Genomic DNA, 23,887 nt, shown 5'->3' on the forward strand with positions numbered 1-23,887 from the left:
TTATTTCGTTTTAAAAAGTTTATCAGTATCATTTATTATAAAAAACAGAAGGCCACCCAGTATTGCTATGTTTTTAAAAAGAGGCCCCAGTGTGTTTATTTGTCCTACCTGTACCGATAGGGTTATGGGTAGTAATACAAGTATTAATACGATTGCCGCCCATCGGGTCTTATATCCAATAAGGAATAAAAAACCTGCTGCCAGCATTACGATTCCGGAGAGAATTACAAGCCATTCTGGTTCGCCAAATAAGTAAGCGATACCTTTGAAGCTGGCCTGTTCAAGCCGGCGGACCGTTTTCTCAGTGTTGAGCAGATGATTGCTGCCTGCCACCAGAAAAATGCCACTAACCAATATTCGTAATAACTGAATGGAACGACGACTTATAAAAATTTTGTTCGTCATTATGTATGTTATTGTAATTGATAATTTGGTCTGAAATGGTATAACTAACCATTGCAAGAAACTAAAATCTCAACTACACTAACTTTGGAGGTGGTGAATGACTATCCAGATACAGATAGCTTAATTTTGAAGAATAAATGGTATTTTTCTCGAAGAACACCTCCGATAATCTAGGCGTCCAGGAAAAAATATTAAAATTGAATTGAGGAGTACAAAAACTGCTAATCTCAACCATCAAATTCTGATTCTCTACATTTTGAACAAACTCATACGTCTTCTCCTTATCAGAACTCAAAGCTTTTTTTTCGCAGTAAGGATTTACAAAAGAAATTGTCCCCTTTGACAGCAGGTTGATAAGACTTGCATCTACAATCAATAACTTCCCTAAAAATAGAGGGATCAGAAATAATGATATAAGAGCTTTTGTACTCATTGAAACAAACTTACAAATTGCTTAGGATTTAAAAGGTAACAAATGTTACACATAGAAAAGATAATTATAAATCTAGTACCACTAAACTGTTTCTTCGTAATGAAATTTTGCCATCCATTTCGAGGGTTTTAAGCAATCTTGAAATCACCACTCGAGAAGTATGAAGGTCGTAAGCGATCTCCTGATGGGTTATTTGTTAGGTTTCATTTTGATTGATTTTAGCCTTATCCCGGAGGTAATGCAGTAATCTTTTATCCATCCTAAAGAATGCTACAGAGTCAATAGCGTCTAGCATTTCCTTAAGTCTTAAACTATAACTCTGAAAAACAAATGTTCTCCAGGATTTATATTTTACAATCCATTCCTCCATTTTTCCTACAGGAACCATAATTAATTTCGTATCCTTTTCGGTAACCGCTTTTATATCACTTTTGCTTCTATTTAAACAGCAGGTAAGAGTCACCGCACAAGTATCCCCTCTTTCTAGAAAATAAAGTAATAATTCATCTCCATCGCTATCTACCCTTGAAATTTTTATAGCCCCATTCAGTAACAATGGTATTGAGATTCAGGATAGGTGATTTCTGATTTTAATATAGTAGTTTCCATTAACTTTTTCTTTTGTCGGTTACCTTATAACGTGTTGTGTTATTTGTTTGCTAAATTTCCATATCGCTTGTTCCAGCAATTAGTGTCAAGACAGATATTCTGAGATACGGCGGGAACACTCATTTTAAGAATGTCAGCTATATCGCAAGGGCACAATTCATTCTCTATGTTCAACAGGAATAGGATTTTCAGTCGTACCCCGCTTTCCGCAAGAGACAGAATTTTGCTTATTGCCTTAAAGCCGTCCGAATTATTATATTGTTTCCTTGGAAGACGATATTTGCTTCTTGTCCCCTTCATTCCGTGGAGAAGTTATTTCTAGGCTCATCTTTTTTTACTCAAAGTAACAACAATTATATATTTATCGTATGATTTAACAAAATACTTGAATAATAATGCAAATAACTGTAAACTTTTAAACAATCCTTGGTTTTTAAAATCCTTTAATCAAATCTCATCCAATGACTTTCGGTGTTTGTCCACAGATTTCTTAAACTGCGTGGGTGCTATTCCCATTACTTTTTTGAACTGATTGCTTAAATAGGCAACGCTACTATAATCTAGTTTAAAAACTATCTCACTTAAAGTCAATTTATAATAATCAATGAATTCTTTAACACATTCAATTTTCTGGTTGATGATGTATAACTCAAATGCTATGCCTTCTACAGCAGAAAAAAAGAGCTAAGGTACTTATAGTTAAGATGTAATTTTTCACTTATAAATTCTGGCCATTTTATATCGAAAAACTTATTGGAGTGGTGAATTTTTTCCACTACCAGGCTTTTCATTTGTTCAATGAGTTGACTTTTTCGATCGGTTTTTAGACTAAAACCAGAATTCCGAAGTTCTTTTTTCAAAAGGTTTTTGTTTGTTCATTTAATTCTTATTCTAAATATACTTCACACAGTTTGATGACACTGTAAGAAATTTTCAACTTATCTAAGATAAACGCGACTGAGCTTATACAGCGTGCACACACCATATTTTTAATATAAAGAGTTGGAGTTATAAAGTCAATTACCGGGACCATAGAATATTCTTAGTCTGCCCAAAAATGCGCAAAGGAGCCACGAATCCACCAATAAATTGTAGAAAGTATTCGTGGATTGGTGGCAGAATATAATATAAATATGTCTTTAAGGTAAATTCATTAGGCCCAAACATCTTAAATTATTTAGAAGTACCAGCATTATTCTGGTCATTTAAAATGGAACTTAAATTGATAACTCGATAAAGAGTATTAATCATAATTTAGGTTTTAAATATATACTCTAAGCCATAAAAGCAAAAGAAATGGCAGCAAATAAGGCTGCAAAAAACAAAATAATTAAAGCAAGAATACCATAAATTTTATCTTTTTTGGAAACAGTATCTTTCTTGGATTTTGACTTTTTCCGGTTTTTATTTTTTCTTCTATCTCTTCTATTTGCACTCATTATATTATATTTATATGATTGGTAAAATTGTCCAGTTAAGAGTTATTTCTTATAATTAGCTAAGAATCAAAAGATATGATCGTCCTAATTTTATTAAGTAACCTCAGGCAAAAAACCGCCCTGAAATTACTTTAAACGCATATATGAAAGTGAAAGGAAAGAGTAGTTTTTAAGGACTGCGAAAGCACAAAATATTATAGATTAAGAGCATCAAACTGGCAATTGACCAGTTGCGACCTCAAAAACATTGAGGTAGTTTTCAAATAGGTTCAAAAACTAACATAGCCTGCTAAATCGTAAATAAAAACCCGGCCTAAACCGGGTCCCAGTTACAATTAAGCCAGATAAGCTTCACAAGCTTCTACACATTCTCTACAAGCCTGCGCACAATCCTTGCAGTGTTGATGATCATGCTTATCGCATTCATCTGCACAATCCTGACATACCTTTTTACAATATTCAACCAGGGCATTCACATCGCTATAACTCGTGGCTAAAATTTGATTTAAAGCAGCACAGGCTTCAGCACATACCCTGTCAATTCTAATGCAATCTTTCATCATCTTTACATTGTCTTCATCAAGACAGGCATCAGCACAATAATTGCAATGGTTAATACAATTTCCAAGTGCATTAATTAATTTTTCATTTCTCATAATATTGATTTTTAATGGTTTATGTCGAAATTATAAACTAAAAACCAAAGTGGGTTTTAAAATTATGCTAAGATCTTTCAATTTTAAAGGTATTTAACAAAGTCCTTAAAATTTTAAGGCTTTTTTTCTTCTAATTGTGTCCATTTCCAGCCATCCTGCAATAATAAGGTCTTGAAAAATCTACGTTTTTTCATAAATTTTTCTTCTATATCTTTTTGTTCTATAGTGGTAGACACCAAGCCGTGTTCCTGCAAAATTGCAACCGAAATTTTTGCAGTATTTTTTTCTTTAATATTGATATGGGTAACTTCAGATATAATTTTAAAATAATTTTCAAAAGCTACAATCAAAGGCCGAATATCTTCTAAGGGGGGCTGTTTTTCCTTTTTTATTTTATGGGTAAGGATAACTAATGCCTCGTATAGGCGCGCCAGTTGCAAAACTACATTGTTACTTTGATTTGGGTTGTGGAAATAATGAATAACCGGATATGTTCTATGATGCTGGCTGTATTTAATAATAGAGTCGGATATATCATCAATTTTATTCGTCAGTCTTGAAAAGTCTTTTTTATTCCAGGAATTAAGTACAATTTCTTGCGGTGTGCTTCCTAAGGTACTAAGTTTTATCCCCAATTTTTGTTGGTCTATAACTGCTGAAAGAACGGGAATAAAATAAGTTACCGACATAGTAAGAAGAATAAGACCTGTAAAGGAATAAATAGTGGTTAGTAGCCTCCAATAATTTCCTGCCGCTATAAAATCACCAACGCCCAGAGTGGAGAGGGTAAAACCGCTATAATATATTACCTCCCATAATCCTGCGGTGGTCTTGGTGGAACTTTGAATTATTGATCCAGGATTGGAATATAAAATCAACACCATACTACTCCACAGGGCAAAGACCCAAATTATTACAATTGCAATAAGCAGGATATAACCTGCATGACTTAAAAATTTTGAGCTTCCGTCTTTGCCAGAAATATTTAAAAATCCTTTCCAGAAAAAATGGGAAAACCGGCTGGTTAACCACCCCCCACCCTGCAAGGAAAGAGTTGTTTGAATAACATCTAACACAATTAATAGATAAATAATTATGCCTAAGATTGAAAGAATGTTCATATTTTATGCTTTATTTTATTTGACCTAAGTAGCCCCTTGAACAAGCTAACCCTGTTAAACTTCCATACCAAGGGAAACTTAGACCATATTTATACTTTTCCGGTCTTTTACTTGTAACTTCCTATAACCTGAAGGGGAAAGCCCAGTTGCCTTTTTAAATGAAGTTGAAAGATAGGCGGCTGTGGAATATCCAAGGTTATCTGCAATCATCGCGATACTCCAATCATCGTAATTTAAAAGTTCTTTTACGCGTTCAATTCGAACCGAGATGTAAAGCTGCTGAATACTCTGTCCCTCCCTATCTGTAAAGATGTGGGTTATATGTCTATAATCGAAGTGCAGGTGCGAGCTAGGCATAGTTGAAAATTTATCGTTTGCGGTGTCTTTTGAATAAACCTTTTTAGTAATTAAGGATTTTATCTAATTAATTTTTCATTACGGCTTTCAATGATCTCGAACCCTAATTTTTCAAATTCTGTTTATAGTTGCTCTTTCTCAACAGCAGAGAGCTTCCTTTCTTTAATGGCCTCACAAAGGTTTACCACGGAAAAAGGAATATTCAAATTATTAAAAATTTCTTTTACCACTATAAGCACCTCTAGCACACCACGTTTATTTATGCACCCTTTATTTACTTTGACCCAAAAACTTTTGAACAACCTACAAGGTGCGAAAACCAAGCAAGTTATTCTTACGCTTATTTGATTGTTTCTTGAACTCTACCACATTTCAACATTTTATTTCCGTAATATGGATTAAAAATATCTTTTGAATTTGAATACCAATAGTCTCCTTTTCCTTCAAAAGCCATGGGGCAGTATTGCTTATAGATTTCTCCAGAGGCTAATGCATTCCTTAAAACAGGTTCCATAGCTTCTGTAAGTTTAGAAAAAGCTTCCCGCTGCTTATTTATATTACCGCTTTCTGCAATTTCATTTGCAATAGCCACTATACCCTTCTTATTGGTTGCCGTTTCCGCAAGTTCTGCTGCTTTTGCACTAGCGGCTTGGGAATTGGTATTTACAAATGCGTCTTTAATAGCTACATACAGGTCATAGAGATCAGCAGTTTTTTCATCCTTAAATTCTGCTTGCAATCCTTCATCCTCATAGCCTTTTGCTTCAGCATTTTCATCAATGTTTGGCTGGTGCATTTCATTTTGCATAGGCTTTGGGGCATCCTTTGTGTTTTGGTCATTTTTACAGGAGAATATCGCTAAACTTCCAGCAATGAGACTTAAAACTGTTATGCTTCTAATTATTTTTTTCATTTTCCGATTTTATCGCTATTAATGTTCAAAATTAGGTTTATTTGAATTTTTTTTGAAATTTTCTTATTGATGGTGATGAAATATACCAGAGTAAAAAACCGCTCAAGACCGTTATAAGGCCCATAAGAGAAAAAATACGTAGTATAAGGTTATTAAAATCGTCCCTTCCTTCGTAATCCATGGTATGGGTCATCCAAAGAAAATCGAACCAACGCCAGTCGCGATAACGTACCGTTTTAAAACTTGCATCGGTAGCACCCACATAGGCTTTTAGGTTTTTAGGTTGGGCATAATTAATAACATAAGCCGGAAAAGATCCACTACGGTATTCATGATGATCCCCGACTTTGTTGATTTTTTCTACTGAAATTATTTTAAAATCATCTTTTACATATCGTTGCGCAATATTCTTGGCATCTTCTTCTGAAATTTCATCGATAACTTTGCCATCTTGTGCGTGTACCAGTTTTTCGTTGTTTACAAAATAGTAAGGCATTCCCGAAACTTCTTTTAAACTAATACTATGAATTTTCATTTCTGGAATGAGCGTGGAAATACCGGCAAGATTTTCAAAATTTGAAGTTTCAGGAGGCAATTTTTTAAAGTGATCTCCGTGAATTTCATCGATATCGGTCCAGCTAAAATACATCCCGCTAATAGTCCACATCAAGAACTGAATGCCTATAAAGATTCCCAGATATCGATGGGCTTTACGAATTTTCATCGCTGTTTTTCTCTTCACCATTTCTAATTAACTTCCATATATTAGATTATTCTTTTTACGTTTGCAATTATGTTTACGTTTACCTACGTAATCCATTACAAATTTACTTTTAGTCATTAAAGATCACTTATAAAGTTCACTATAGGATTTACTATCCGACTCACTAATTTTTCTTACAATACTGGTTTTGTTTATTCCATTTCTATCTGAGATACCCATTGATAGTAACAATTCCTTTAAACCCTGAATGGTGTTTTTATGATAATTAGCCACTTTGTGTTTCTTATCCTCAACTACCAAAGCCTTTACCCGCTTTGAATCCATAGTGGTTATTCCGGTAGGGCAGGTATTTAAATTGCATTTTAAAGATTGGACACACCCCAGGGCAAACATCATACCCCTGGCACTGTAACAAGCATCGGCCCCAACGGCTAATGCTTTATAAATATCGAAAGAAGAAATTATTTTTCCCGCAGCTATAACCTTAATATGTTTGCGCAGATTATATTTTTTTAAAGTTATATCCACAAAGTGGAGCGCCTCAATTAAAGGTGTTCCGCCCCAATGTAATCCATCCATGCTTGCAGCCCCAGAACCACCTTCTGCTCCATCTACCGCAATAAAATCTGGAAAATTATTTTCTTTATTTTTCGAAAATATTTCAATCATCTCATCAAATTCGAGTTTTAAACCAATACAGAGTTTAATCCCTATAGGTTTTGCAGAGGAAAGATCACGTAATTCTTTGATAAATTTAAGCAACTCGTTAGGGTTACTGAAAGCACTGTGGTGCGCCGGGGAATGAATCTCTGTATGTGCTTCAATATCCCTATATTCTGAAATCTCCCTGGTATTTTTACTGGCAGGAAGTATAGCACCAAAACCTGGCTTAGCTCCTTGTGAGATTTTAATCTCGATCATTTTTACGAGATCATTCTGGGCTATTTCAGTGAACTTTTCAGCATCAAAATTCCCTTCAGCATTTCGGCATCCAAAATATCCGGTGCCAAATTGAAAGATTAGATCTGCCCCGTATTTTTGATGATAAGGTGTAAGCCCCCCTTCACCAGTGTTTTGTGCAAATCCCGCTATTTTAGCCCCTCCATTAAAAGCCAGGGTAGCATTTTTACTAATAGAGCCATAACTCATTGCCCCTAAATTCAAAATACTTGAACTGTAGGGCTTAGTACAATTTGGACCTCCAATATTAATACGAAAATTATCGCGAAATTCCTTTGAGGGAAATGTAGAATGCAAAAACCATTCACGGCCAGTACTCTCATAAGATAACTGGGTGCCAAATGGCTGATTCATGTTTGCATTTGCGGCCCGCTTATATACAATTTCCTTTTGGATCCAATTGAAGGGCATACCTTCGGCGCGGTTGAGAAACAAAGCTTCTTGCAAAACGTGACGTTGTTCTTCTAATAAATTGGTAAGCCTACCAAATAAAGGATAATTACGCTGAATATTGTCTGCTTTTTGAAAATAATCTTTAAAGCCCAATATATAAATAGGAAGCAATAAAATCGCTATCCACCATAGATGCGGCCGCCACAATATAATTAATATAAGTCCTACCGCGGATACTGAAGAACCTATTAAAAAAAAAATTCTCATAAATCCAATTTAATGCGAGTGTCCTTCGCCTTTGCTATTTCCATCTGTTTTTTCAGTTTCAAGATATTCGCCCTGAGGGCCCACTCCTTCTATATATACCAGCTGGGAACCATAATGTCCTGCTTCTGCAACAGAATATGCTGAAAAAGCAAGAATTAGGAATACAAAAATTTCAAAAACCCGGTTCTTCTTCAATAAAAATAAGCTGATCAATTTTAAGGTAGCAGCAACTGCGCTGGAATAAATGGTCCATTCGGCAAATTTATCATGCTGTTCTAATACTTTTTTGGCCATTTCAGTTAAATCCTGGGTATGGGGATGGGCATACACCCCGGCTATATAGGCACCGATAAACCCTCCGCCTACGGTTAAAAGGATTATCCAATCCAGATTCCTTTTCAGAGTAAAAATCTGAATTAGCTGCAAAAATGCCCCCAGTAAAAGCAAAACAATGGGAAAATGAACCACCAAAGGATGAAGATTTGGAAAATCATCAAGCGCCGCCTTAACTTCCCTGAAACTATCTTCTGATCCTAAAGCCGGATCCTGCCTGGTATTTTCTGTAGCTATATTTGTGGTTATAGTATCGGGGTCTAATCCCTGTTCCTGACCTAATGGAGAATGATTATGATCGTCTTGCGCCGGGAGTAATAATGGCAACATCATTAAAAAGAATATAAAGACAAAATTTTTCATAAAAATAAATGGAGTTATAAAGTTAATTACCGGAAGCATAGAATATTCTTAATCTGCCCAAAAATGCGCAAAGGAGCCACGAATCCACCAATAAATTGTAGAAAATATTCGTGGATTGGTGGCAGAGTATAATGTAAATATGTCTTAATGGTAAATTCATTAGGCCCAAACATCTTAAATTATTTAGAAGTACCCGCATTATTCTGGTGATTTAAAATGGAACTTAAATTGATAACTCGAAAAATAAATTTAAAATCCATACCGGGTATCTTAAATATCTGCCATATCGCTATATGGTTTGGAATTCTACAATGAAAAAAGAAAAAGGAGGGAAATTAAGACTTCAACTAATTATCATAAACAACGATCCCTCCATTTCCTTTAAACTTTAATCCCAGATTCTAATCATGATCCATAGACTCATTATGGTCCATTTCCATATCGTCACCTTCCATCCCTCCCTGTTCCATTTCCATATCGCCGTGGTCATCTTCGGTGGTTTCCCTACAGGAAATCATGGTAAGGTTAAAAGTTCCCACAAATAAGACTAACAGTAAAATTCTGAATTTTTTCATTGTTCAATTATTTAATTAAAGGTTCGAAATAACTTTTTGAAGTTTTACCTTGATCTCTTTAGCCACTTTGCCTAGCGCATCATCTTCCACCGCCTGCATGGAAGCAATGGGATTTACCACCGCTACTTCTATCTCTCCTGCCTCTTTTTCCTGTACAATCACATTGCAGGGCAGCATAGCCCCAATCTTGTCTTCCGTTTTTAGAGCTTTATAAGCGTAAGGCGCGTTACAGGCTCCAAGAATGCGATAGTTTCTAAAATCCACATCCAGCTTTTTCTTCAAAGTTTCAGTAACGTTGATCTCTGTTAATACCCCAAAACCTTCTTTTTCCAATTCCTCGGTAACTTTAACGATTACCTCTTCGAAATTTCCTTTAAGGCTTTTGTTAAAATAATAGTCCATGATTTTTTATTTAATGCGTTTTACAATTTTTTTGACTGCATTTAAAATTTACATCTTTTCCTGATGTGCCTTCATTTTGGCTTTCATCTTTTCCATAAGCTCAGGATTCTCATGCAAAAACTGGATCATTTTATCCATCATCTTCTCGGCCATTTCGGGATTAGATTTCATCTTGGAATGCATCTCTTCCATCATTGCTTCTTTCATAGCCGGATCTTTCATCATTTTCTCTTTCATCTTTTTCTTCATTTCTGGATTCCTGTCCAGTCTCTCCTGCATCATCTTATGCATTTTTTCTTTCATTTCAGGATCATCCATCATTTTCTCCATGTGGGATTTCATCTTTTCTTTCATCCCCGGGTTCTTTTGCATCATGGCTTTCATCTTGCCAGATTCCATCATTTGCATATGGCTTTGCATCATGAGTTTTCTTGCCCCTTCGTCTTGTTGTGCCAGATCAATAAATTCATTGAATTGGTTTGGGTTCGAAATAATTTCCTGGTAAACAGCGTTTCGATTGTCTGGAACATCCATTGCTTCAGAAGCGTTAAATGTTGATTTACAACTTATCAATGTTCCTACTGCTACTATAATCATTAAGGTTTTTACAATTGTTTTCATTTTACTTTGTTTTAGAGTTAATAAAAATTTCATCGTTCAGTTTTTTTTAATTCTCTTATCCTGTTCTTTCTACACTATTTTAAAGTTTCTCATCATGCCCATATCCTCATGCTCCAGATTATGGCAATGGTATAGAAACAATCCTTTATAGTCTTCAAATCGCATGATCAAATCCATTTGCATTCCTGGTAAAAGATAAACACTGTCCTGCCAGCCTTCGTTGATAAAACCGTCTTTGGTTGCTTCCCAAAGCTTATCATCTACCTTATCAGCGTCTCGGTTTAAGATGTTGAATTGTAATTGGTGGATATGAACAGGATGTGGCATTTGCATCATATTTCCCATGCCTCCCTGACCGCCCATCATTCCACCGTTGCCATGCATTCCTCCGCCCATCATTCCGCTGTCATCATCAGAATCTGAAGAAAACTGGCTTCCATTATTGATACGCCAGATTTCAGTAGTATCTAATTTAACGGTCTCTTCTTCAGCTACTTCGGTGCCATTATAGGTGCGACCGTTAATGGTCCATTCCATCATTCCGCCCATAGCGAAGGTGAAAGTCCTGGGATTGTCTTTATTGATGGCATCTGTGGCCGCCAATGTATTGAAAGAACTGAGCTCACCAGGTAATTGAGCATCTTTGTTTTCTGCGAAAGCCCCCACATTTATTTCCAGAATATCAAACTGAGTGTCATAAGGCAAGTGATTGCTACTGCTATTTCCCATCATCCCGCCATTCATCATGCCACCACCCATCATGTCCAGTGGGATAGGTAAATGGACCAGTTTAATACGACTATTTTCTGACTGTTGAGATAAATCCAACCATACATCTACCCGCTGAGCCGGCCCTAGCATTAAATAAGACATTCTTTTTGGCGCTTTAAGCAGACCTCCATCTACACCCAATACGGTTATCGCTTCGCCGTTATCCCATGCCAATTTATAGGCACGGGAATTGGAACCGTTTAAGAGCCTTAAACGATATTTCCCGTTTGCGCCCAGGTTCAGGGTATTATCAATTTTACCATTGATCAATATTTGCTCACCTAAAAAACCCTGCATTCGATCCATCTGACCATCGCCTAGGTATTGGAGCTGCTTATTATCATTAAAAGTCCTGTCCTGGATTACCACAGGAATATCATATTCACCCTGGGGTAAATTTAATTTTTCTTCTTCTTTATCAGATACGATAAACAATCCTGCCAGTCCCTTATATACCTGTTCCCCTGTATGTTTATGCGGATGTGGGTGGAACCAATACGTTCCAGCCCTGTTCATCACTTCAAATTCATAATAATAGGTTTCTCCTTCACTTATTACATGCTCTGGGTGGCCATCATTCTCGTGAGACACGTGCAGGCCATGCCAGTGTACAATAGATTCGGCCGGAATCTGGTTTTCATACCTCACCCTAACCTTATCCCCTTTCTTTACCCGAATAACAGGTCCTAAATAGCTACCCTCTATATTTTGTAAATTATCTTCACTACCTTTTATAATAGATGCTCTATAGGAATATGTTTTGGTACTACTGTCTGGATAGATGTTGGTCTGGGAAGGTAATGCGGTAAGTTGTAGATCTAAATCGGCAATAAAATCCTTGTTCATTTTATTTACGGTCTCAGGATGCCGGGTGGAGGTATCCGATTTACAGGAGGCAAAAAAAGGCATTACATAGAAACCTGCTGCTGCCAGGCTTGCAGTTTGTATAAAATTTCTTCTGTTTACGTTTTTTTTCATCATTATATTATTTTGAATTGCATTCGTAAAATTTCAGCACAAGGAAGGTTAAAGCCCCGCTTAAATTTTAGATACTTAGACAACTTAAAAGTCGTAGGCTGCTTAACAGCTAATCTACCGCCCCTTTTTCTGGAGGTTTTCGATTTAGAAACCATTTTTCACCTAAAAATATGAGCAACATAGAACCAAATGCTATCCAAATTAGGGTGGGATCACGTTCTATTTTAATATAAACGAAGGAACCCAGAACTACCACATCCAGAATTATTGCGCTTATTACGATCCCCGCTTTGGCCTCTATGTCCTTTCTCATTTTGGTAAGCACTCCCCAATGAATAATAATATCCATCACCAAATAATATATTGCGCCAAGGGAGGCTATCCTGGAAAGGTCGAAAAAGATAGTAAGCACAATGGCAATTACTATAATATACACCAGCATATGCTTTTGTATACTCCCTTTCATACCAAAGTGACTGTGAGGTATCAACTTCATGTCAGTTAACATAGCAGTCATTCTTGAAACTGCAAAAACACTGGCAATTACTCCAGAAATAGTGGCGATAATAGCAATAGCCACGGTAAACCATAAACCAAATTGACCAAATAATGGCCTGGAAGCTTCAGCTAGACTATAATCTTTGGCCTCAATGATTTCAGGAATACTCAAGTTGGAAATCACCCCCCACGAAACGAGTAAATAGGTTAGCCCGCAAATGAGCAATGAAATGATAATGGTCCTGCTCACGTTTTTGTGTGGTTTCACAATTTCACCACCACTATTGGTTATAGTAGTAAAACCCTTATAGGCAAGGATAGATAAAGCCAGTGCTCCAAGGTACTCCATTACTCCCCTTTCCCCGCCGGTACCTCCTGAAGGTACTAAATCTGATACTACAAAACCCGAGGCATAGATAGCTCCTCCGGCAAAGATCAATAACCCACCGGTTTTGAGGATCGCCATGGCAAGGGAGGATTTCCCTATTACCTTATTGCCCGCAATATTAATTACAAAGGCTAAAATGAGTAGGCCCACCCCTAAAACAGGAATGAGATAACTGTCTTTTGGCGCATCGAACAATTGCAACGTATAACTACCAAAGGTTCTGGCCACCAGACTTTCATTAATAATCATAGAGAACGTCATCAGCAAAGCTGCAAAAGCAGTTACAATACCTTTTCCATAAGCTTTCTCCAAATACATGGCGATACCTCCTGCAGATGGATACGCATTGGACATTTTGGTATAAGAATAAGCACTAAATCCTGATATAATTCCACCCACAATAAAAGCTATTGGAAAATACTCACCAGAAAGTTCTGCCACTTGACCAAGAAGCGCAAAGATCCCTGCACCAATCATAACATTGGTTCCCATGGATATTGCACCCACCAGGCTTAGACTGTTTTCTTTATAATTTCCCATATTGTTTAGAATCGTAATGATAATCCACCACCAGCGCCAAAACGGTTGTCATAGCTTCCCATCAAGGAAAAATTCTTGGATAAAAAATATTCAATACCTGTACTCCAGGTAACCTCTTTTTTGAAATTATCTCCTTGAGGCAGTTCATCTACCCACCCAAAATCTGCCTGGTACTCGTACACTCCGAACAATATTGTTCGCGGAAAAATACTGATCGCACGGCTCAGGCTAATTTGCGGGCGCAATTTGCTGTCCATTCGCACATCCAACGTAAATAAGTAAGGAGTGAGATATCGTACACCTGCTATTGCTGTTGTTGTTATCTCATCGAGGCTATCCTCCATTCCGTTTTCGACATTTATACCGCCAAAAACAGTCAAATAATCATAAAGGTATCTATCATAAGCAGCTTCTACCTCCATATTTTTGTTCCAACCATATTCCCCCCGGAAACTAAACTGATTTCGGATATTAGACGATATCAGGTTCAATGTGGTCATATGCGATGCCGCATCTATCATTCCATAGGAATAATACTGATCGGTCTCATCCAGAAGCTTGGAGACCGGATATTCTTCTAGCCTTGGATCCCTAGGGGTGTCATAGCTGACAATGCGTGCCATACCGCTTACTAAATGGTAAAGAATATGGCAATGGAAAAACCAATCGCCGTATTCATTGCCATAGAATTCAATGGTCACTTTTTGCATTGGCGGTACATTGACCGTGTGTTTTAGAGGGGAATATTCCCCATTTTCATTGATGACCCTAAAGAAATGGCCGTGAAGGTGCATGGGGTGGTGCATCATAGTCAGGTTGTTGAAGGTAATCCTGGTCACCTCGTCTCCCTTGATTTTTATTTTATCTGCCTCAGATAAAGGGACACCGTTCATACTCCAGATATAGCGTTGCATATTCCCGGTAAGGTTCAGTAGGATTTCGGTTACGGGCACATCGGGATCATAGCTGGTCTTCTCTGGCGCCTTCAGGTAGTCATAGTTGTATTGCGAAAACATAGCCATTCCCTGCATGCCATCTGCTTCGTCCATTACTTCCCGTCCGGCAGTCGGGTTCGTCTTGTTCATATCCTCCATTTCAGAGGCCTCATTCATTTTGGAATCCTTTTCCGTATCCATCCCGACCATATTGGAACGGTCCATCTGCATTGAATCCTTTTTCATATCCATTTGCATTCCGTCCATTTTATCCTTCTTCATTTCCATATTTTTCATATTGGACTTGTCCATATTCATCATATCCATTTCCTTCATTCCTTCCATCTGCAAATTATTGTCCATTTGCATCCCCCATTTCTCTTTCATCTCGTATCGCTCGTCTTTACCTGGTCGAAATTTTAAAGCGGGTGCGCCCATTTTCATTTTCATTTTAGCCATTTGCTGCATCATCCCGATTTTATCCGGTTTGGTAACGTCAGGGGCGGCAACGATAGGGCCTTGACCTAAGTAGGCAGTTGCGGTACCGGAGCCATCCTGTGCCATTATTTTAAATTCCAGTTTGCCATTCTCCGGTATGGTCACGATAAAATCGTAGGTTTCTGCAACGGCAATAAAAGTCTTGTTCTTCTTAACAGGAACAACATCTTTACCATCTGCAGAGACAAGCAAAGGGTCTGGGCCGCCAAAGGCCATCCAAAATGAAGTGGAGGCGGAACCATCAATAATACGCATCCTCACTTTTTCACCTGGTTTAAAATCTGGGTATTCAATTTTATCCTCGCCATTAATTAAGAAGGCAGGATAATAAATATCAGCAATATCCGCGCTTTCCATACGTTGCCTCCAAAAATCGAACTGTGCGCCCAGTGCCCCCCTGGCAATAACCTGGTTGAGCGGTGTGGCCGTTCCTTTTCTTATGTTGTACCATTCGGTGCCCCGTTTTAAAAACCGCATTACATCCCTGGGCTTTTCATTGGTCCAGTCAGACAATACCAAAACCTGCTCTTTATCATACTCCAATGTTTTTTCTTTCGGTTGTATGACGATGGGACCAAAAACACCACTCTGTTCCTGCAACATCGTATGGGAATGGTACCAATAGGTACCATTTTGCTTTATTGCAAATTCATATTTTAAGGTTTTGCCGGGTTCTATAGGTGGGGTAGAAAGGTAGGGTACACCATCATAAAAATTGGGCAGCAGCATACCGTGCCAGTGAATGGAAGACTCTACGCTCATTTCATTCTTCACATAAATTATGGCATATTCCCCTTCATTAAAATCTAATGTGGGCCCGGGGATCTGACCGTTTACGGTCATACCCATAACCGGCTTGCCAGCCTTGTTGACCTGTTCTTCCCGCAAGGTCAACGTGTATTCCCGCACAGGCAGATCGTCAACGTTTCCTTCTACGGATGCCTCTAATTCTTCCTGGCTGTAACCCGAAAAACCTAAAAATATCAGTAGGATTAGAAAGTAATTTTTCAATATCATAGTTTGTTATTTTATTTGTTTACGTTCTCTAAACGATAAATAATCTTCTTCATTTGGGCAATTTCGCGTTTCTGTGCTTCAATGATCTCCTCGGCTAGTTTCTTGGTTTCAGGATCTTTAATATCTGCCCTTTTACTGGTTAATATCGCTATAGAGTGATGAGGAATCATCGCTTTCATATATAAAAGATCCCCTATAATAGGTCGTTGTGCTCGTACTAAACCTAAAGCAGAGACAAACAGCACCAGGCTACCCACGTAAATTGCTATATTCTTCTTCTTATTTTTATACATTTTCAACATCAACGACAACATAATTACCGCCATTGCCGCTATCCCCAAACAGGTCATATAAAAACGGGTCAAGCTGAAATAAACATGATCAAATTCGTAGGTATTCAGGTACATGGTAATGTACATGGCTATAAAAGATAACCCGAGCATTAGAAAAAATCTACCGTAATTGCTACCACCAGTTTTATGGTGGTTTTTTGCTTCTGAATTCATTATTTTTTGGTTTTGGTTAGGTTGGTTTTTACTTTTTAATTGTCTTTTTTACGGAACCACAATTGGGCATTTTATCACCGAAATATGGATTGTTTATTTCTTCGATATCAGCATACCAATAGGCTCCTTTATTGTCAAAAGCCATAGGACAGAACTTTTTATAGATCGTACCACCAGATAATGCATCTTCAAACATAGGCCCAGCTTTTTCTGTAAATGCTGCGAATAATTCCCTTTGTTTTTCCAGCTCGCTGGTTTCAGATAATTGTTGTGCAATAGCTTTCAGTTCTGCTCTTTCTTCTGAAAAAGAGGCTACCATACTTTGAGACGCATCCTGTACCTGGTCTGCATCAGCATTGGTTAATGCTATTTTTATTTCCAGGTAATTATGCCAGATTTTTCCCGTCATTCCATCTATAAAATCCTGATCGGCAATATCTGCTGTTTTCTCTTCGGCTTTTTTAACCTCTTCAGGGGTGTTTATTTCAACCGATTGCTTCCCTTTGTTATCTACACAGGAAAATAGGGCAATAGCTAGTAAGAGAACAACACCAAAATTTAAAATTTTACTTTTCATTTTTTTCTGGTTTTAAATTTGATTTTTAAAATTAATGGTAAGAAAAAGGATTTATTGTCATAATTTGGTTAAACATCTATAAAATTTGGTCTAAAGAATTTCTAAAATTGTTATTAAGTTTTTTATATTGAGATAAATTCATCCCTGTTTCTGCTTTAAATTGCCTGGAAAGATAATTTACATTAGTATAATCCAATAGCTGACTAATCTGGGTAAAATTATATTGTTTGGACTGAATGAGCTCTTTTACTTTTTCAATTTTCAGCTTTATAAAATACTTTTCTACCGTTATGTTTTCGGTATAGGAAAAAATCCGGCTCAACCGCGAATAATCAGTTTCGGTTTCTTTGGATAAGTAGCTGGATAAAGTCCCGGATTTTTGCAGGGGCAGGTTTTCCAAAAGCCGTATTAGACTCAGTTTTACCTTTTCGATTAAAATTTTGTCATCGCCCTCTAATAGTTCAAAGCCGTTTTCATCCAGGACCTTTTCCAACTTTTTAGAATCACAAGCTATATTTTTGCTTTTATAAACTACCCGGCCTAATTCTACTTTTGTTACTGCCACCCCGGCTTCAAGTAACTCGTTTTTTATTACTTTAATACACCGGTTACAGACCATATTTTTAACCAAGACTTCTATAATCATAATTTTGGATAATGCTTACTGAAAGTTTATTTTTTGACCATACTTAAACCATTTATTTGAGCTACCATGCTCATTTTTTCCAAGCGGCCTGACAATATTATATTTTTTAATCTTTGTGCCTGTCAAGGAAAGAGGCTTTATAAACTAATTAAACAAAAAACACTCTTCCCTTACAGGACTTTAACATCACGCCCTCAAATGAAAAAGATTAACTAACCAATCAATGAAAAAAATTCCTTTTCTTTTTTAAGGGTATGATATTGTTCATTTTAAAAATTTTTTATAAACTATTTTTAAGCTGGGTCATATATTTTATGATTTCCTTTTTCTCCAATTCTGAAAATTTAGCATCCCAATGGATAAAAGTGTATGAATCCAAAGGCATTTCATCATCTTCAATCTGGCTTATTATTGACCTTAACTTACTGTTTTTTCTTCTTTCAGAAAGCTCGCCCCATTCATTAAAATTTAGTTCAGATTTTCCTTCCCTGATGTGGTCTTCCAGCAACCAGGCCACCGGTTGTATCTTGTTATACCAGGGATATTCGGTATTGTTGCTATGGCAATCATAACAGGAAAGCTTTAATTTATCCTGTACCTCTAGTGGGACATTGTTGACCAGCATAAAATCTGATTTTGGCACCACTTCACTTTGGTTGCGATTGGTGGGCACAAACTGGATGCCCACCAACACAACTAAAAAAACCAGTGCAATGATTTTGATTGTCTTCATTTAGTTAATTTCTCTTTGCACCTCTCCGCAATCCATCATTTTACTTCCATAATAGGGATTTTTGATTTCTTTGGTTACACTCAACCACTGTGCACCTTTGTTATTATTGTACATCGGGCAATAAGCTTGGTACAACTTTTGGCTGGTTCCGACAATGTCAATCAGGTCTATCATGTCCTTGCTCAAAATGTCGAAATGTTCCCGCTGGTGGCCTATGGGGCTTTCCGCAATGTGTTCGGCATGCTCAGTGGCGTCTTCTATGATATCTTGCAGTTCTTGTTGGTCGTTCTGTTCGTAGTTTTCCGTTTTAAAGGTCTTTAACTGTCCCACCATTTTTTCCCCGGCTTTGGCCGCGGCCTCCTGATCGTCATTTACCAAGGCATTTTTAAGCTCCAAGTATGTGGTCAGGCTGGCATCGGTTTGGGCAGCATTGCTGCTTTCCATCCTGTTTTCTTCCATCGGGACAGCGCGCTCGGTCGCCGCGTCTTCAATAGTTGTATTGCTGTTTTTCTCGTTGTTCTTGCAAGAAGTGCTTATTACGGCAAATGCCATAGCCATCACTCCCAAACTTACTTTTACTGTTTTCATTTTTCTTGTTTTTAAAAGGTTGATATTTCTGTTACTGCAATTAATTAAATTTTCCGGATGCCATAAAACACAGCCCGGAACTTAGTATTTTACTTGGTTGTTCGACCGGAAACAAAAAAAGCACTTACCGGCTTTCCTTTTCCCCAGTCCTTATTTTTATACGCTGTTCCACGTCGCTTACATAGATGAGCCCGTCCCCGCTTTTGCCAGTACGGGCACTTACTTTTATAATATTTACAATTTTATCTACATCCTCTTTTTCGCACACTATCTCCATTTTAATGACTTTGCTGTGCATAAATGGAAAATCCAGGCTGGGGGAAGCGGTTTTGGAATCAGTGTAATCTCCAACCCCCTCGCCTTGAAATACGGTAAAACAACAAAAGTTTTCTTCCCGCAGATTCATGGTCACTTCACTAAGTCTTTCGGGTCTGATAAAGGCTTTGATCTCATTCATATCTTCTAAATTTAAGTTGAAATAAGTTTTGTTATGCTTAGCTCTTTTTTGTGTAAGCTGTGTAATTCGCTTCTGAATTAAAATAGCCAACCCGGCCATTCGCGTCAAGCAGTACAATAAAGGCTTCGGTTTTATCCACTCTTTCCCCTGTTTGGGGATCGGTGGCCATCCTTGCAGATTCTTCGTTGTTCAAGGTGCCCACGCACATCTCGCAGCAACCATAATAGGTTTTCCCGTTTACCGGAACCGGGATTTGCGGTTTGGCCATATAGGCATCGTTTACCATACATACCAGGTCATTAGGCAACTTGTCTCCTATCTGAAAATCTAAAGAAAAGGTTTGTTTATTGGCGGTACTTGTACTAATTTCTGTAGCCAGTTTGTCTTGCTTTTTTTGTTTTTGCTGCTCCCCAGAGGAGTTACAAGCACCAAAAACCACGGCCAGAAGAAATACCGCTGTTAGAACTTTGAATGTATTTTTCATTTCAATCTAATTTTGTGCCTGCAAAATGGATAGATCTATAAAAAAGAGTCTATCCATACCTTGCAGGACTTTATTAATTGATAGTTTCTTTTACACTACCACATTTCAGCATTTTTTGGCCCATATATGGGTTCTTGATCGCCTTTTCATTGGAAAGCCAATAGCCGCCTTTATTAGAGTTTGCCATAGGGCAATATTCCAGGTAAATTTCACCTTTGGCAAGCTTCCCATTTTTAACCAGTTTCAACATTGCATCGCTAAGAGCATTAAAATTGTCACGTTGGTCTTCCAGAGAAGTGGCACCGGCCATTTGCGAAGCTTCTTTGCGAGCCGTCTCAGCATTTTCCACTTTTGCCAAAGTTTTCTCGAGTTTCATCGAATGCTTGGCGGCCTTTGCATCATTTGAAGCCACTAAAGCGTCCTTTACCAATAGGTAATGTTCATAAGCAGCGCCCAGATCTTTGTCTTTGAACTTAGGCGACATTTGCATTTCTTCACCATGACCAGCCATATTGTCGTGGTCGTGTTGTGCATAAACTCCCATGCTTAACAAAGTTAGAAGGAGCATCATCATTGTTCTTTTCATCTTAATAGGTTTTAAAGGTTATAAAAATTTGTTCTTCCCTGCTTTAGTTTATAGTTTCCACGATTTCGCCGCAGGTTAACATTGCGCTACCGTAATAAGGGTTTTTGATCTCTTCTGAACGGCTGAGCCAGTAGGCTCCCGCATTGTCATCTGCCATAGGGCAAAATTGCTTATAAACGGTCTGTCCCACTCCAAAAAGTTGCATCGCTTTGCTCAAATGGGCAGACAGGTGTTTAAAATGATCCCGCTGAGTAGAAATATCTTCACTCTCCGTTATTTTTTCCGCAGCACCAATTACTTCTTTTGAAATCAGCATCCAGTGGTCGTGAGCTTCACGATCCTCTAAAAGACTCATATCTATCTTGTTCATTGCTTCCAGTACTTTATTTGCAGTTGCTTGGGCGGTTTTGGCCTCATCTTCCACCAGGGCGTTTTTCAACTTCAAATATTGATCAAAAACGCCATTTAGCTGGTTGGTGAACTCTTCAGGTACCACGATGCGTTCCTGCATTTCGGTATGGTCAACGTTGCCGGTTCCTGCCGTTTCCATATTGGCATTACCCTCGCTACCTGCCATGTCCATACCGGCGTGGCCCTCGTGACCGGTAGATGTCTTGCCTCCGTCCTTGTTCATCATAGACTTTTTGCCCTGGAGTTGTGCGGCAGCATCTACGGTAAAGGCACCGTTTACCACAATGCGCTCTCCGGTACTCAAGCCATCTGTAACCGCATAATTACCACCCGCGGCGGCCCCCAGGCTCACTTCCCTCATTTCAAAGACAGGCCTGTCCGGATTGGGTTGTACGTAAACCAGCGAACGTTCCCCGGTCCACATCACTGCCGATTTTGGCACTGTAATAAGCTGGGGTTCTGTATTATCTGTATTTTCTTTATGAGCCGGTGCCACTCTCCCACGTACGAACATCCCGGGCTTTAAGCGGCCTTCATTATTTGGCAGGACTGCACGCACAGTTATCGTACGTGTTGCGGTATTAAGCAGTGGTTCAATGAAAGTAATGGGCACTTCATACTCTTTGCCGGGACGTGCATTTACTGTAATCTTTAGTTGTTGACCTTCCTCTAGTTGGGCGATCTGGTTTTCGTAAGCATCAAATTGCGCCCATACGCTACTTAAATTGGCTATCTCGAAAAGGGGTTGCCCTTGTTTAACGTAATCGCCTTCTTCCACCAGTTTTTCAGTCACCGTACCTGAAACCGTGGCGTAAATAGGAAAATATTCTTTTACCTCCCCCGAAACTTCAATTTCCTGAATTTGCTTATCGCTGAGTTTCCATAATTTCAATTTTCGGCGTACAGATTCGTATAACCGGGACTGAGAGTCCTTCATCCCCGCAGCGGTAAGCAATTCCTGCTGGGCAGAGACCAGCTCTGGGGAATAAATAGTGGCCAACACCTGCCCGCGGCGTACTTCCTCCCCGGTGTAATTTATATAAAGTTTTTCTATCCTGCCGCCAAAATAAGAAGCCTGCACACTTTTCACCTCTTCGTTCTCCACGATCTTCCCGGAGAGCACCAGGTCGTGATCCCCTAAGAGGCTATCGCCGATCTCCACGGTGTGGATATTGGCCAGAGCCAGGGCGGTTTCAGACATTTCTATTTGTTGCGGCCCAACCTCGCCGCCGCCACTCTCGGCAGGGATAAGGCCCATCCCGCAAATGGGGCAATCACCCGGCTCGGGCTGCATAATTTGCGGGTGCATAGAGCAGGTCCACAGCTGGTTTTCCTCCTCGTGATTATGTTCTTCTGTAGTGGCTGTTTCGACGTTATTTTCAGACGAATTGCCACCAAAAAACAGATAGCCCAGAAGCAGTCCTCCTAACAGTAACCCGGTGTAAATGATATATTTCTTCATCGTTTTTGTTTTAATTTATTCTGAATTATTCACTTAAATAATTAATGTTCGCACTGGCTTGGTAATAGTTTTTTACCGCTTCTATCAGGTTCAGCTCAAAATTTAGCTGTAACTCCTGTACGTCCAGCACATCATTGAAATCTATGGTACCGGTTTCGTAATTCCGCCTGAGGATTTCTTCGGCATCATTGGCTTGCTCGATGTTGAGCAACTGGGTACGGTAGCTTATGCGTGCCTCTGCCCTATTGCTCACCGCGGCTTCCAGGCGCGACACCAATTCGTTGTGCCGGTTCTCCCGTTGTGCATTTAGCTCACGTTGCTTCAGTTCATTTTGCCGCGTAACCGATTTGTATTTATTACCGAAAATTGGAACCGTTATAGAGACCATCGGCATCAGGATGTCCTTTCCGCTATCCGGGGCTTGCATCGCAGTGGCTTCCCCCACCGCAACGTAATCCAGGCCAAATCCCAGATCGGGCAGGGCTTCCTTTCGGTTCATTTTTTCTGCTTCCCCTACCGATTCATACAGCTTGTCAAAACGCAACAACTCCGGGTGCACCTGTGGAACTTCTGGCAACTGTACCGGGTCTTCCTGTGGCACCGCCAGAGAATCGTAAACTTCTACCGCGGCACCGGGCCTGGTATTGAGCAAGGCATTGAAAGTAGCTTGTTCGGCTTTAAATTCTTCATCGAAGTTTTCCAAACGTTCCCGTAGCTGGTTTTGCCGCATTTGCAGGCGAAGCACATCTACGGACGAGGCTTGGTTTACCTCCAGGGAAGTAAGCGCAAGCTCCTCATAGGCTTCCAGCAGGTCTATGTTTTGTTCCAATACGCGTTGCTTTGCCCTAATGGCATAAAGCCTGTAATAATTTTCGGCCACATTTAGCAGCAGTTGCCTCTGGGCCGTGGCGATTTCCACATATTGGGCATCGGCAAGGCTTGATGCATAATTCTCCCTTGCCGTGATAGTCCCAAACCACGGAATCATTTGTTGCACCGATAGTTTGTACTGCTGTGGGCCCGTTCGGGTCTCTGGTTCGCTGGCAAAATAGCCTACGCTGAACTGGGTTTCCGGGAGTACCCCAACTTCTTCAATCCTCTCCCGGGCCGTTTCATAACGCAGTTCAAACGCCTGTATCTTCGGGTTATTTTCCAAAGCCTGGGTAAGGTAAGGCTGGAGCTGCTGGGCTGTTCCTGTAAGAAAAAAGAAAAGAGAGACAATCACCGCTAGCATTCCGCTT

27 protein-coding genes and 1 pseudogene are annotated in these 23,887 nt (G+C 39.0%); all 28 read right to left on the bottom strand.

Annotated elements, in window-relative coordinates; all coding sequences use genetic code 11:
• The gene (locus J0871_RS13050) at window positions 1-405 is read right to left on the bottom strand and encodes a DoxX family protein (protein ID WP_037321872.1); all 405 of its coding nucleotides are present in this window, start codon (window positions 403-405) and stop codon (window positions 1-3) included.
• A gap of 497 nt (window positions 406-902) precedes the next feature.
• Window positions 903-1,421, bottom strand: a pseudogene (locus J0871_RS13055) (Crp/Fnr family transcriptional regulator); the annotation flags it as partial.
• Between the two features lie 65 nt (window positions 1,422-1,486).
• Window positions 1,487-1,747, bottom strand: a complete 261-nt coding sequence (locus tag J0871_RS13060; protein ID WP_166636579.1) for an ArsR family transcriptional regulator — start codon at window positions 1,745-1,747, stop codon at window positions 1,487-1,489.
• 147 nt (window positions 1,748-1,894) lie between these two features.
• Window positions 1,895-2,107, bottom strand: a complete 213-nt coding sequence (locus tag J0871_RS17405; protein ID WP_346014347.1) for a hypothetical protein — start codon at window positions 2,105-2,107, stop codon at window positions 1,895-1,897.
• Window positions 2,108-2,721: 614 nt separating this feature from the next.
• On the bottom strand, window positions 2,722-2,886 hold the full coding sequence (locus J0871_RS13065) for a hypothetical protein (RefSeq protein WP_208225781.1): 165 nt from the start codon (window positions 2,884-2,886) through the stop codon (window positions 2,722-2,724).
• Between the two features lie 335 nt (window positions 2,887-3,221).
• On the bottom strand, window positions 3,222-3,542 hold the full coding sequence (locus tag J0871_RS13070) for a four-helix bundle copper-binding protein (RefSeq protein WP_034892172.1): 321 nt from the start codon (window positions 3,540-3,542) through the stop codon (window positions 3,222-3,224).
• 113 nt (window positions 3,543-3,655) lie between these two features.
• The gene (locus J0871_RS13075) at window positions 3,656-4,663 is read right to left on the bottom strand and encodes a potassium channel family protein (protein ID WP_051931249.1); all 1,008 of its coding nucleotides are present in this window, start codon (window positions 4,661-4,663) and stop codon (window positions 3,656-3,658) included.
• 78 nt (window positions 4,664-4,741) lie between these two features.
• Complete coding sequence (locus J0871_RS13080) at window positions 4,742-5,020, bottom strand: helix-turn-helix transcriptional regulator (protein ID WP_051931248.1); 279 nt, start codon at window positions 5,018-5,020, stop codon at window positions 4,742-4,744.
• A gap of 340 nt (window positions 5,021-5,360) precedes the next feature.
• Window positions 5,361-5,933: a DUF3347 domain-containing protein gene (locus J0871_RS13085; protein ID WP_051931246.1), complete on the bottom strand. Its 573-nt coding sequence runs from the start codon at window positions 5,931-5,933 to the stop codon at window positions 5,361-5,363.
• Between the two features lie 37 nt (window positions 5,934-5,970).
• Window positions 5,971-6,678, bottom strand: coding sequence for a PepSY domain-containing protein (locus J0871_RS13090; protein ID WP_057481174.1), 708 nt, complete (start codon window positions 6,676-6,678; stop codon window positions 5,971-5,973).
• 102 nt (window positions 6,679-6,780) lie between these two features.
• Window positions 6,781-8,277 carry an FMN-binding glutamate synthase family protein gene (locus J0871_RS13095; RefSeq protein ID WP_037314417.1) on the bottom strand — a complete coding sequence of 499 codons (1,497 nt, stop codon included), beginning with the start codon at window positions 8,275-8,277 and terminating at the stop codon, window positions 6,781-6,783.
• A gap of 9 nt (window positions 8,278-8,286) precedes the next feature.
• On the bottom strand, window positions 8,287-8,973 hold the full coding sequence (locus J0871_RS13100) for a DUF2231 domain-containing protein (protein ID WP_075327981.1): 687 nt from the start codon (window positions 8,971-8,973) through the stop codon (window positions 8,287-8,289).
• A 401-nt stretch (window positions 8,974-9,374) separates the two neighbouring features.
• Window positions 9,375-9,548: a hypothetical protein gene (locus tag J0871_RS13105; protein ID WP_156101175.1), complete on the bottom strand. Its 174-nt coding sequence runs from the start codon at window positions 9,546-9,548 to the stop codon at window positions 9,375-9,377.
• A gap of 15 nt (window positions 9,549-9,563) precedes the next feature.
• Entirely contained in the window at window positions 9,564-9,950 is a 387-nt protein-coding gene (locus J0871_RS13110; protein ID WP_037314420.1) for a DUF302 domain-containing protein, read from the bottom strand.
• A 48-nt stretch (window positions 9,951-9,998) separates the two neighbouring features.
• On the bottom strand, window positions 9,999-10,571 hold the full coding sequence (locus J0871_RS13115; protein WP_075327058.1) for a hypothetical protein: 573 nt from the start codon (window positions 10,569-10,571) through the stop codon (window positions 9,999-10,001).
• Between the two features lie 69 nt (window positions 10,572-10,640).
• On the bottom strand, window positions 10,641-12,320 hold the full coding sequence (locus J0871_RS13120) for a multicopper oxidase family protein (RefSeq protein WP_243870497.1): 1,680 nt from the start codon (window positions 12,318-12,320) through the stop codon (window positions 10,641-10,643).
• A 109-nt stretch (window positions 12,321-12,429) separates the two neighbouring features.
• Window positions 12,430-13,746 carry an APC family permease gene (locus J0871_RS13125; protein ID WP_208225783.1) on the bottom strand — a complete coding sequence of 439 codons (1,317 nt, stop codon included), beginning with the start codon at window positions 13,744-13,746 and terminating at the stop codon, window positions 12,430-12,432.
• A 5-nt stretch (window positions 13,747-13,751) separates the two neighbouring features.
• A complete protein-coding gene (locus tag J0871_RS13130; RefSeq protein WP_208225784.1) occupies window positions 13,752-16,196 on the bottom strand; it encodes a multicopper oxidase domain-containing protein in 2,445 nt (814 codons plus the stop codon).
• Between the two features lie 11 nt (window positions 16,197-16,207).
• A complete protein-coding gene (locus J0871_RS13135) occupies window positions 16,208-16,702 on the bottom strand; it encodes a DUF305 domain-containing protein (RefSeq protein WP_208225785.1) in 495 nt (164 codons plus the stop codon).
• A gap of 28 nt (window positions 16,703-16,730) precedes the next feature.
• Window positions 16,731-17,279, bottom strand: coding sequence for a DUF3347 domain-containing protein (locus tag J0871_RS13140; RefSeq protein WP_093302939.1), 549 nt, complete (start codon window positions 17,277-17,279; stop codon window positions 16,731-16,733).
• A gap of 76 nt (window positions 17,280-17,355) precedes the next feature.
• Complete coding sequence (locus J0871_RS13145) at window positions 17,356-17,925, bottom strand: AraC family transcriptional regulator (protein ID WP_208225786.1); 570 nt, start codon at window positions 17,923-17,925, stop codon at window positions 17,356-17,358.
• Between the two features lie 280 nt (window positions 17,926-18,205).
• A complete protein-coding gene (locus tag J0871_RS13150) occupies window positions 18,206-18,658 on the bottom strand; it encodes a heme-binding domain-containing protein (RefSeq protein ID WP_208225787.1) in 453 nt (150 codons plus the stop codon).
• Window positions 18,659-19,246: a DUF3347 domain-containing protein gene (locus J0871_RS13155; RefSeq protein WP_034894378.1), complete on the bottom strand. Its 588-nt coding sequence runs from the start codon at window positions 19,244-19,246 to the stop codon at window positions 18,659-18,661.
• A gap of 124 nt (window positions 19,247-19,370) precedes the next feature.
• Window positions 19,371-19,703: a P-II family nitrogen regulator gene (locus tag J0871_RS13160; protein WP_208225788.1), complete on the bottom strand. Its 333-nt coding sequence runs from the start codon at window positions 19,701-19,703 to the stop codon at window positions 19,371-19,373.
• Window positions 19,704-19,740: 37 nt separating this feature from the next.
• On the bottom strand, window positions 19,741-20,187 hold the full coding sequence (locus J0871_RS13165; RefSeq protein ID WP_037314436.1) for a hypothetical protein: 447 nt from the start codon (window positions 20,185-20,187) through the stop codon (window positions 19,741-19,743).
• Between the two features lie 73 nt (window positions 20,188-20,260).
• Window positions 20,261-20,773 (bottom strand): DUF3347 domain-containing protein, encoded by a 513-nt coding sequence (locus tag J0871_RS13170; protein WP_034892138.1) that lies wholly within the window; start codon window positions 20,771-20,773, stop codon window positions 20,261-20,263.
• A gap of 43 nt (window positions 20,774-20,816) precedes the next feature.
• On the bottom strand, window positions 20,817-22,646 hold the full coding sequence (locus J0871_RS13175) for an efflux RND transporter periplasmic adaptor subunit (RefSeq protein ID WP_208225789.1): 1,830 nt from the start codon (window positions 22,644-22,646) through the stop codon (window positions 20,817-20,819).
• Between the two features lie 25 nt (window positions 22,647-22,671).
• Window positions 22,672-23,880 carry a TolC family protein gene (locus J0871_RS13180; protein ID WP_208225861.1) on the bottom strand — a complete coding sequence of 403 codons (1,209 nt, stop codon included), beginning with the start codon at window positions 23,878-23,880 and terminating at the stop codon, window positions 22,672-22,674.
• Window positions 23,881-23,887 lie beyond the last annotated feature (7 nt).

Origin of the sequence: Salegentibacter sp. BDJ18, assembly GCF_017579965.1 — a bacterium.
GTDB lineage: Bacteria > Bacteroidota > Bacteroidia > Flavobacteriales > Flavobacteriaceae > Salegentibacter.

Bases quoted from the DNA above. Each gene is read 5' to 3' on its own strand.
- J0871_RS13050 (WP_037321872.1), bottom strand. From the start codon at position 405: ATGACGAACAAAATTTTTATAAGTCGTCGTTCCATTCAGTTATTACGA.
- J0871_RS13060 (WP_166636579.1), bottom strand. From the start codon at position 1,747: ATGAAGGGGACAAGAAGCAAATATCGTCTTCCAAGGAAACAATATAAT.
- J0871_RS13065 (WP_208225781.1), bottom strand. From the start codon at position 2,886: ATGAGTGCAAATAGAAGAGATAGAAGAAAAAATAAAAACCGGAAAAAG.
- J0871_RS13070 (WP_034892172.1), bottom strand. From the start codon at position 3,542: ATGAGAAATGAAAAATTAATTAATGCACTTGGAAATTGTATTAACCAT.
- J0871_RS13075 (WP_051931249.1), bottom strand. From the start codon at position 4,663: ATGAACATTCTTTCAATCTTAGGCATAATTATTTATCTATTAATTGTG.
- J0871_RS13080 (WP_051931248.1), bottom strand. From the start codon at position 5,020: ATGCCTAGCTCGCACCTGCACTTCGATTATAGACATATAACCCACATC.
- J0871_RS13085 (WP_051931246.1), bottom strand. From the start codon at position 5,933: ATGAAAAAAATAATTAGAAGCATAACAGTTTTAAGTCTCATTGCTGGA.
- J0871_RS13090 (WP_057481174.1), bottom strand. From the start codon at position 6,678: ATGGTGAAGAGAAAAACAGCGATGAAAATTCGTAAAGCCCATCGATAT.
- J0871_RS13095 (WP_037314417.1), bottom strand. From the start codon at position 8,277: ATGAGAATTTTTTTTTTAATAGGTTCTTCAGTATCCGCGGTAGGACTT.
- J0871_RS13100 (WP_075327981.1), bottom strand. From the start codon at position 8,973: ATGAAAAATTTTGTCTTTATATTCTTTTTAATGATGTTGCCATTATTA.
- J0871_RS13105 (WP_156101175.1), bottom strand. From the start codon at position 9,548: ATGAAAAAATTCAGAATTTTACTGTTAGTCTTATTTGTGGGAACTTTT.
- J0871_RS13110 (WP_037314420.1), bottom strand. From the start codon at position 9,950: ATGGACTATTATTTTAACAAAAGCCTTAAAGGAAATTTCGAAGAGGTA.
- J0871_RS13115 (WP_075327058.1), bottom strand. From the start codon at position 10,571: ATGAAAACAATTGTAAAAACCTTAATGATTATAGTAGCAGTAGGAACA.
- J0871_RS13120 (WP_243870497.1), bottom strand. From the start codon at position 12,320: ATGAAAAAAAACGTAAACAGAAGAAATTTTATACAAACTGCAAGCCTG.
- J0871_RS13125 (WP_208225783.1), bottom strand. From the start codon at position 13,746: ATGGGAAATTATAAAGAAAACAGTCTAAGCCTGGTGGGTGCAATATCC.
- J0871_RS13130 (WP_208225784.1), bottom strand. From the start codon at position 16,196: ATGATATTGAAAAATTACTTTCTAATCCTACTGATATTTTTAGGTTTT.
- J0871_RS13135 (WP_208225785.1), bottom strand. From the start codon at position 16,702: ATGAATTCAGAAGCAAAAAACCACCATAAAACTGGTGGTAGCAATTAC.
- J0871_RS13140 (WP_093302939.1), bottom strand. From the start codon at position 17,279: ATGAAAAGTAAAATTTTAAATTTTGGTGTTGTTCTCTTACTAGCTATT.
- J0871_RS13145 (WP_208225786.1), bottom strand. From the start codon at position 17,925: ATGATTATAGAAGTCTTGGTTAAAAATATGGTCTGTAACCGGTGTATT.
- J0871_RS13150 (WP_208225787.1), bottom strand. From the start codon at position 18,658: ATGAAGACAATCAAAATCATTGCACTGGTTTTTTTAGTTGTGTTGGTG.
- J0871_RS13155 (WP_034894378.1), bottom strand. From the start codon at position 19,246: ATGAAAACAGTAAAAGTAAGTTTGGGAGTGATGGCTATGGCATTTGCC.
- J0871_RS13160 (WP_208225788.1), bottom strand. From the start codon at position 19,703: ATGAATGAGATCAAAGCCTTTATCAGACCCGAAAGACTTAGTGAAGTG.
- J0871_RS13165 (WP_037314436.1), bottom strand. From the start codon at position 20,187: ATGAAAAATACATTCAAAGTTCTAACAGCGGTATTTCTTCTGGCCGTG.
- J0871_RS13170 (WP_034892138.1), bottom strand. From the start codon at position 20,773: ATGAAAAGAACAATGATGATGCTCCTTCTAACTTTGTTAAGCATGGGA.
- J0871_RS13175 (WP_208225789.1), bottom strand. From the start codon at position 22,646: ATGAAGAAATATATCATTTACACCGGGTTACTGTTAGGAGGACTGCTT.
- J0871_RS13180 (WP_208225861.1), bottom strand. From the start codon at position 23,880: ATGCTAGCGGTGATTGTCTCTCTTTTCTTTTTTCTTACAGGAACAGCC.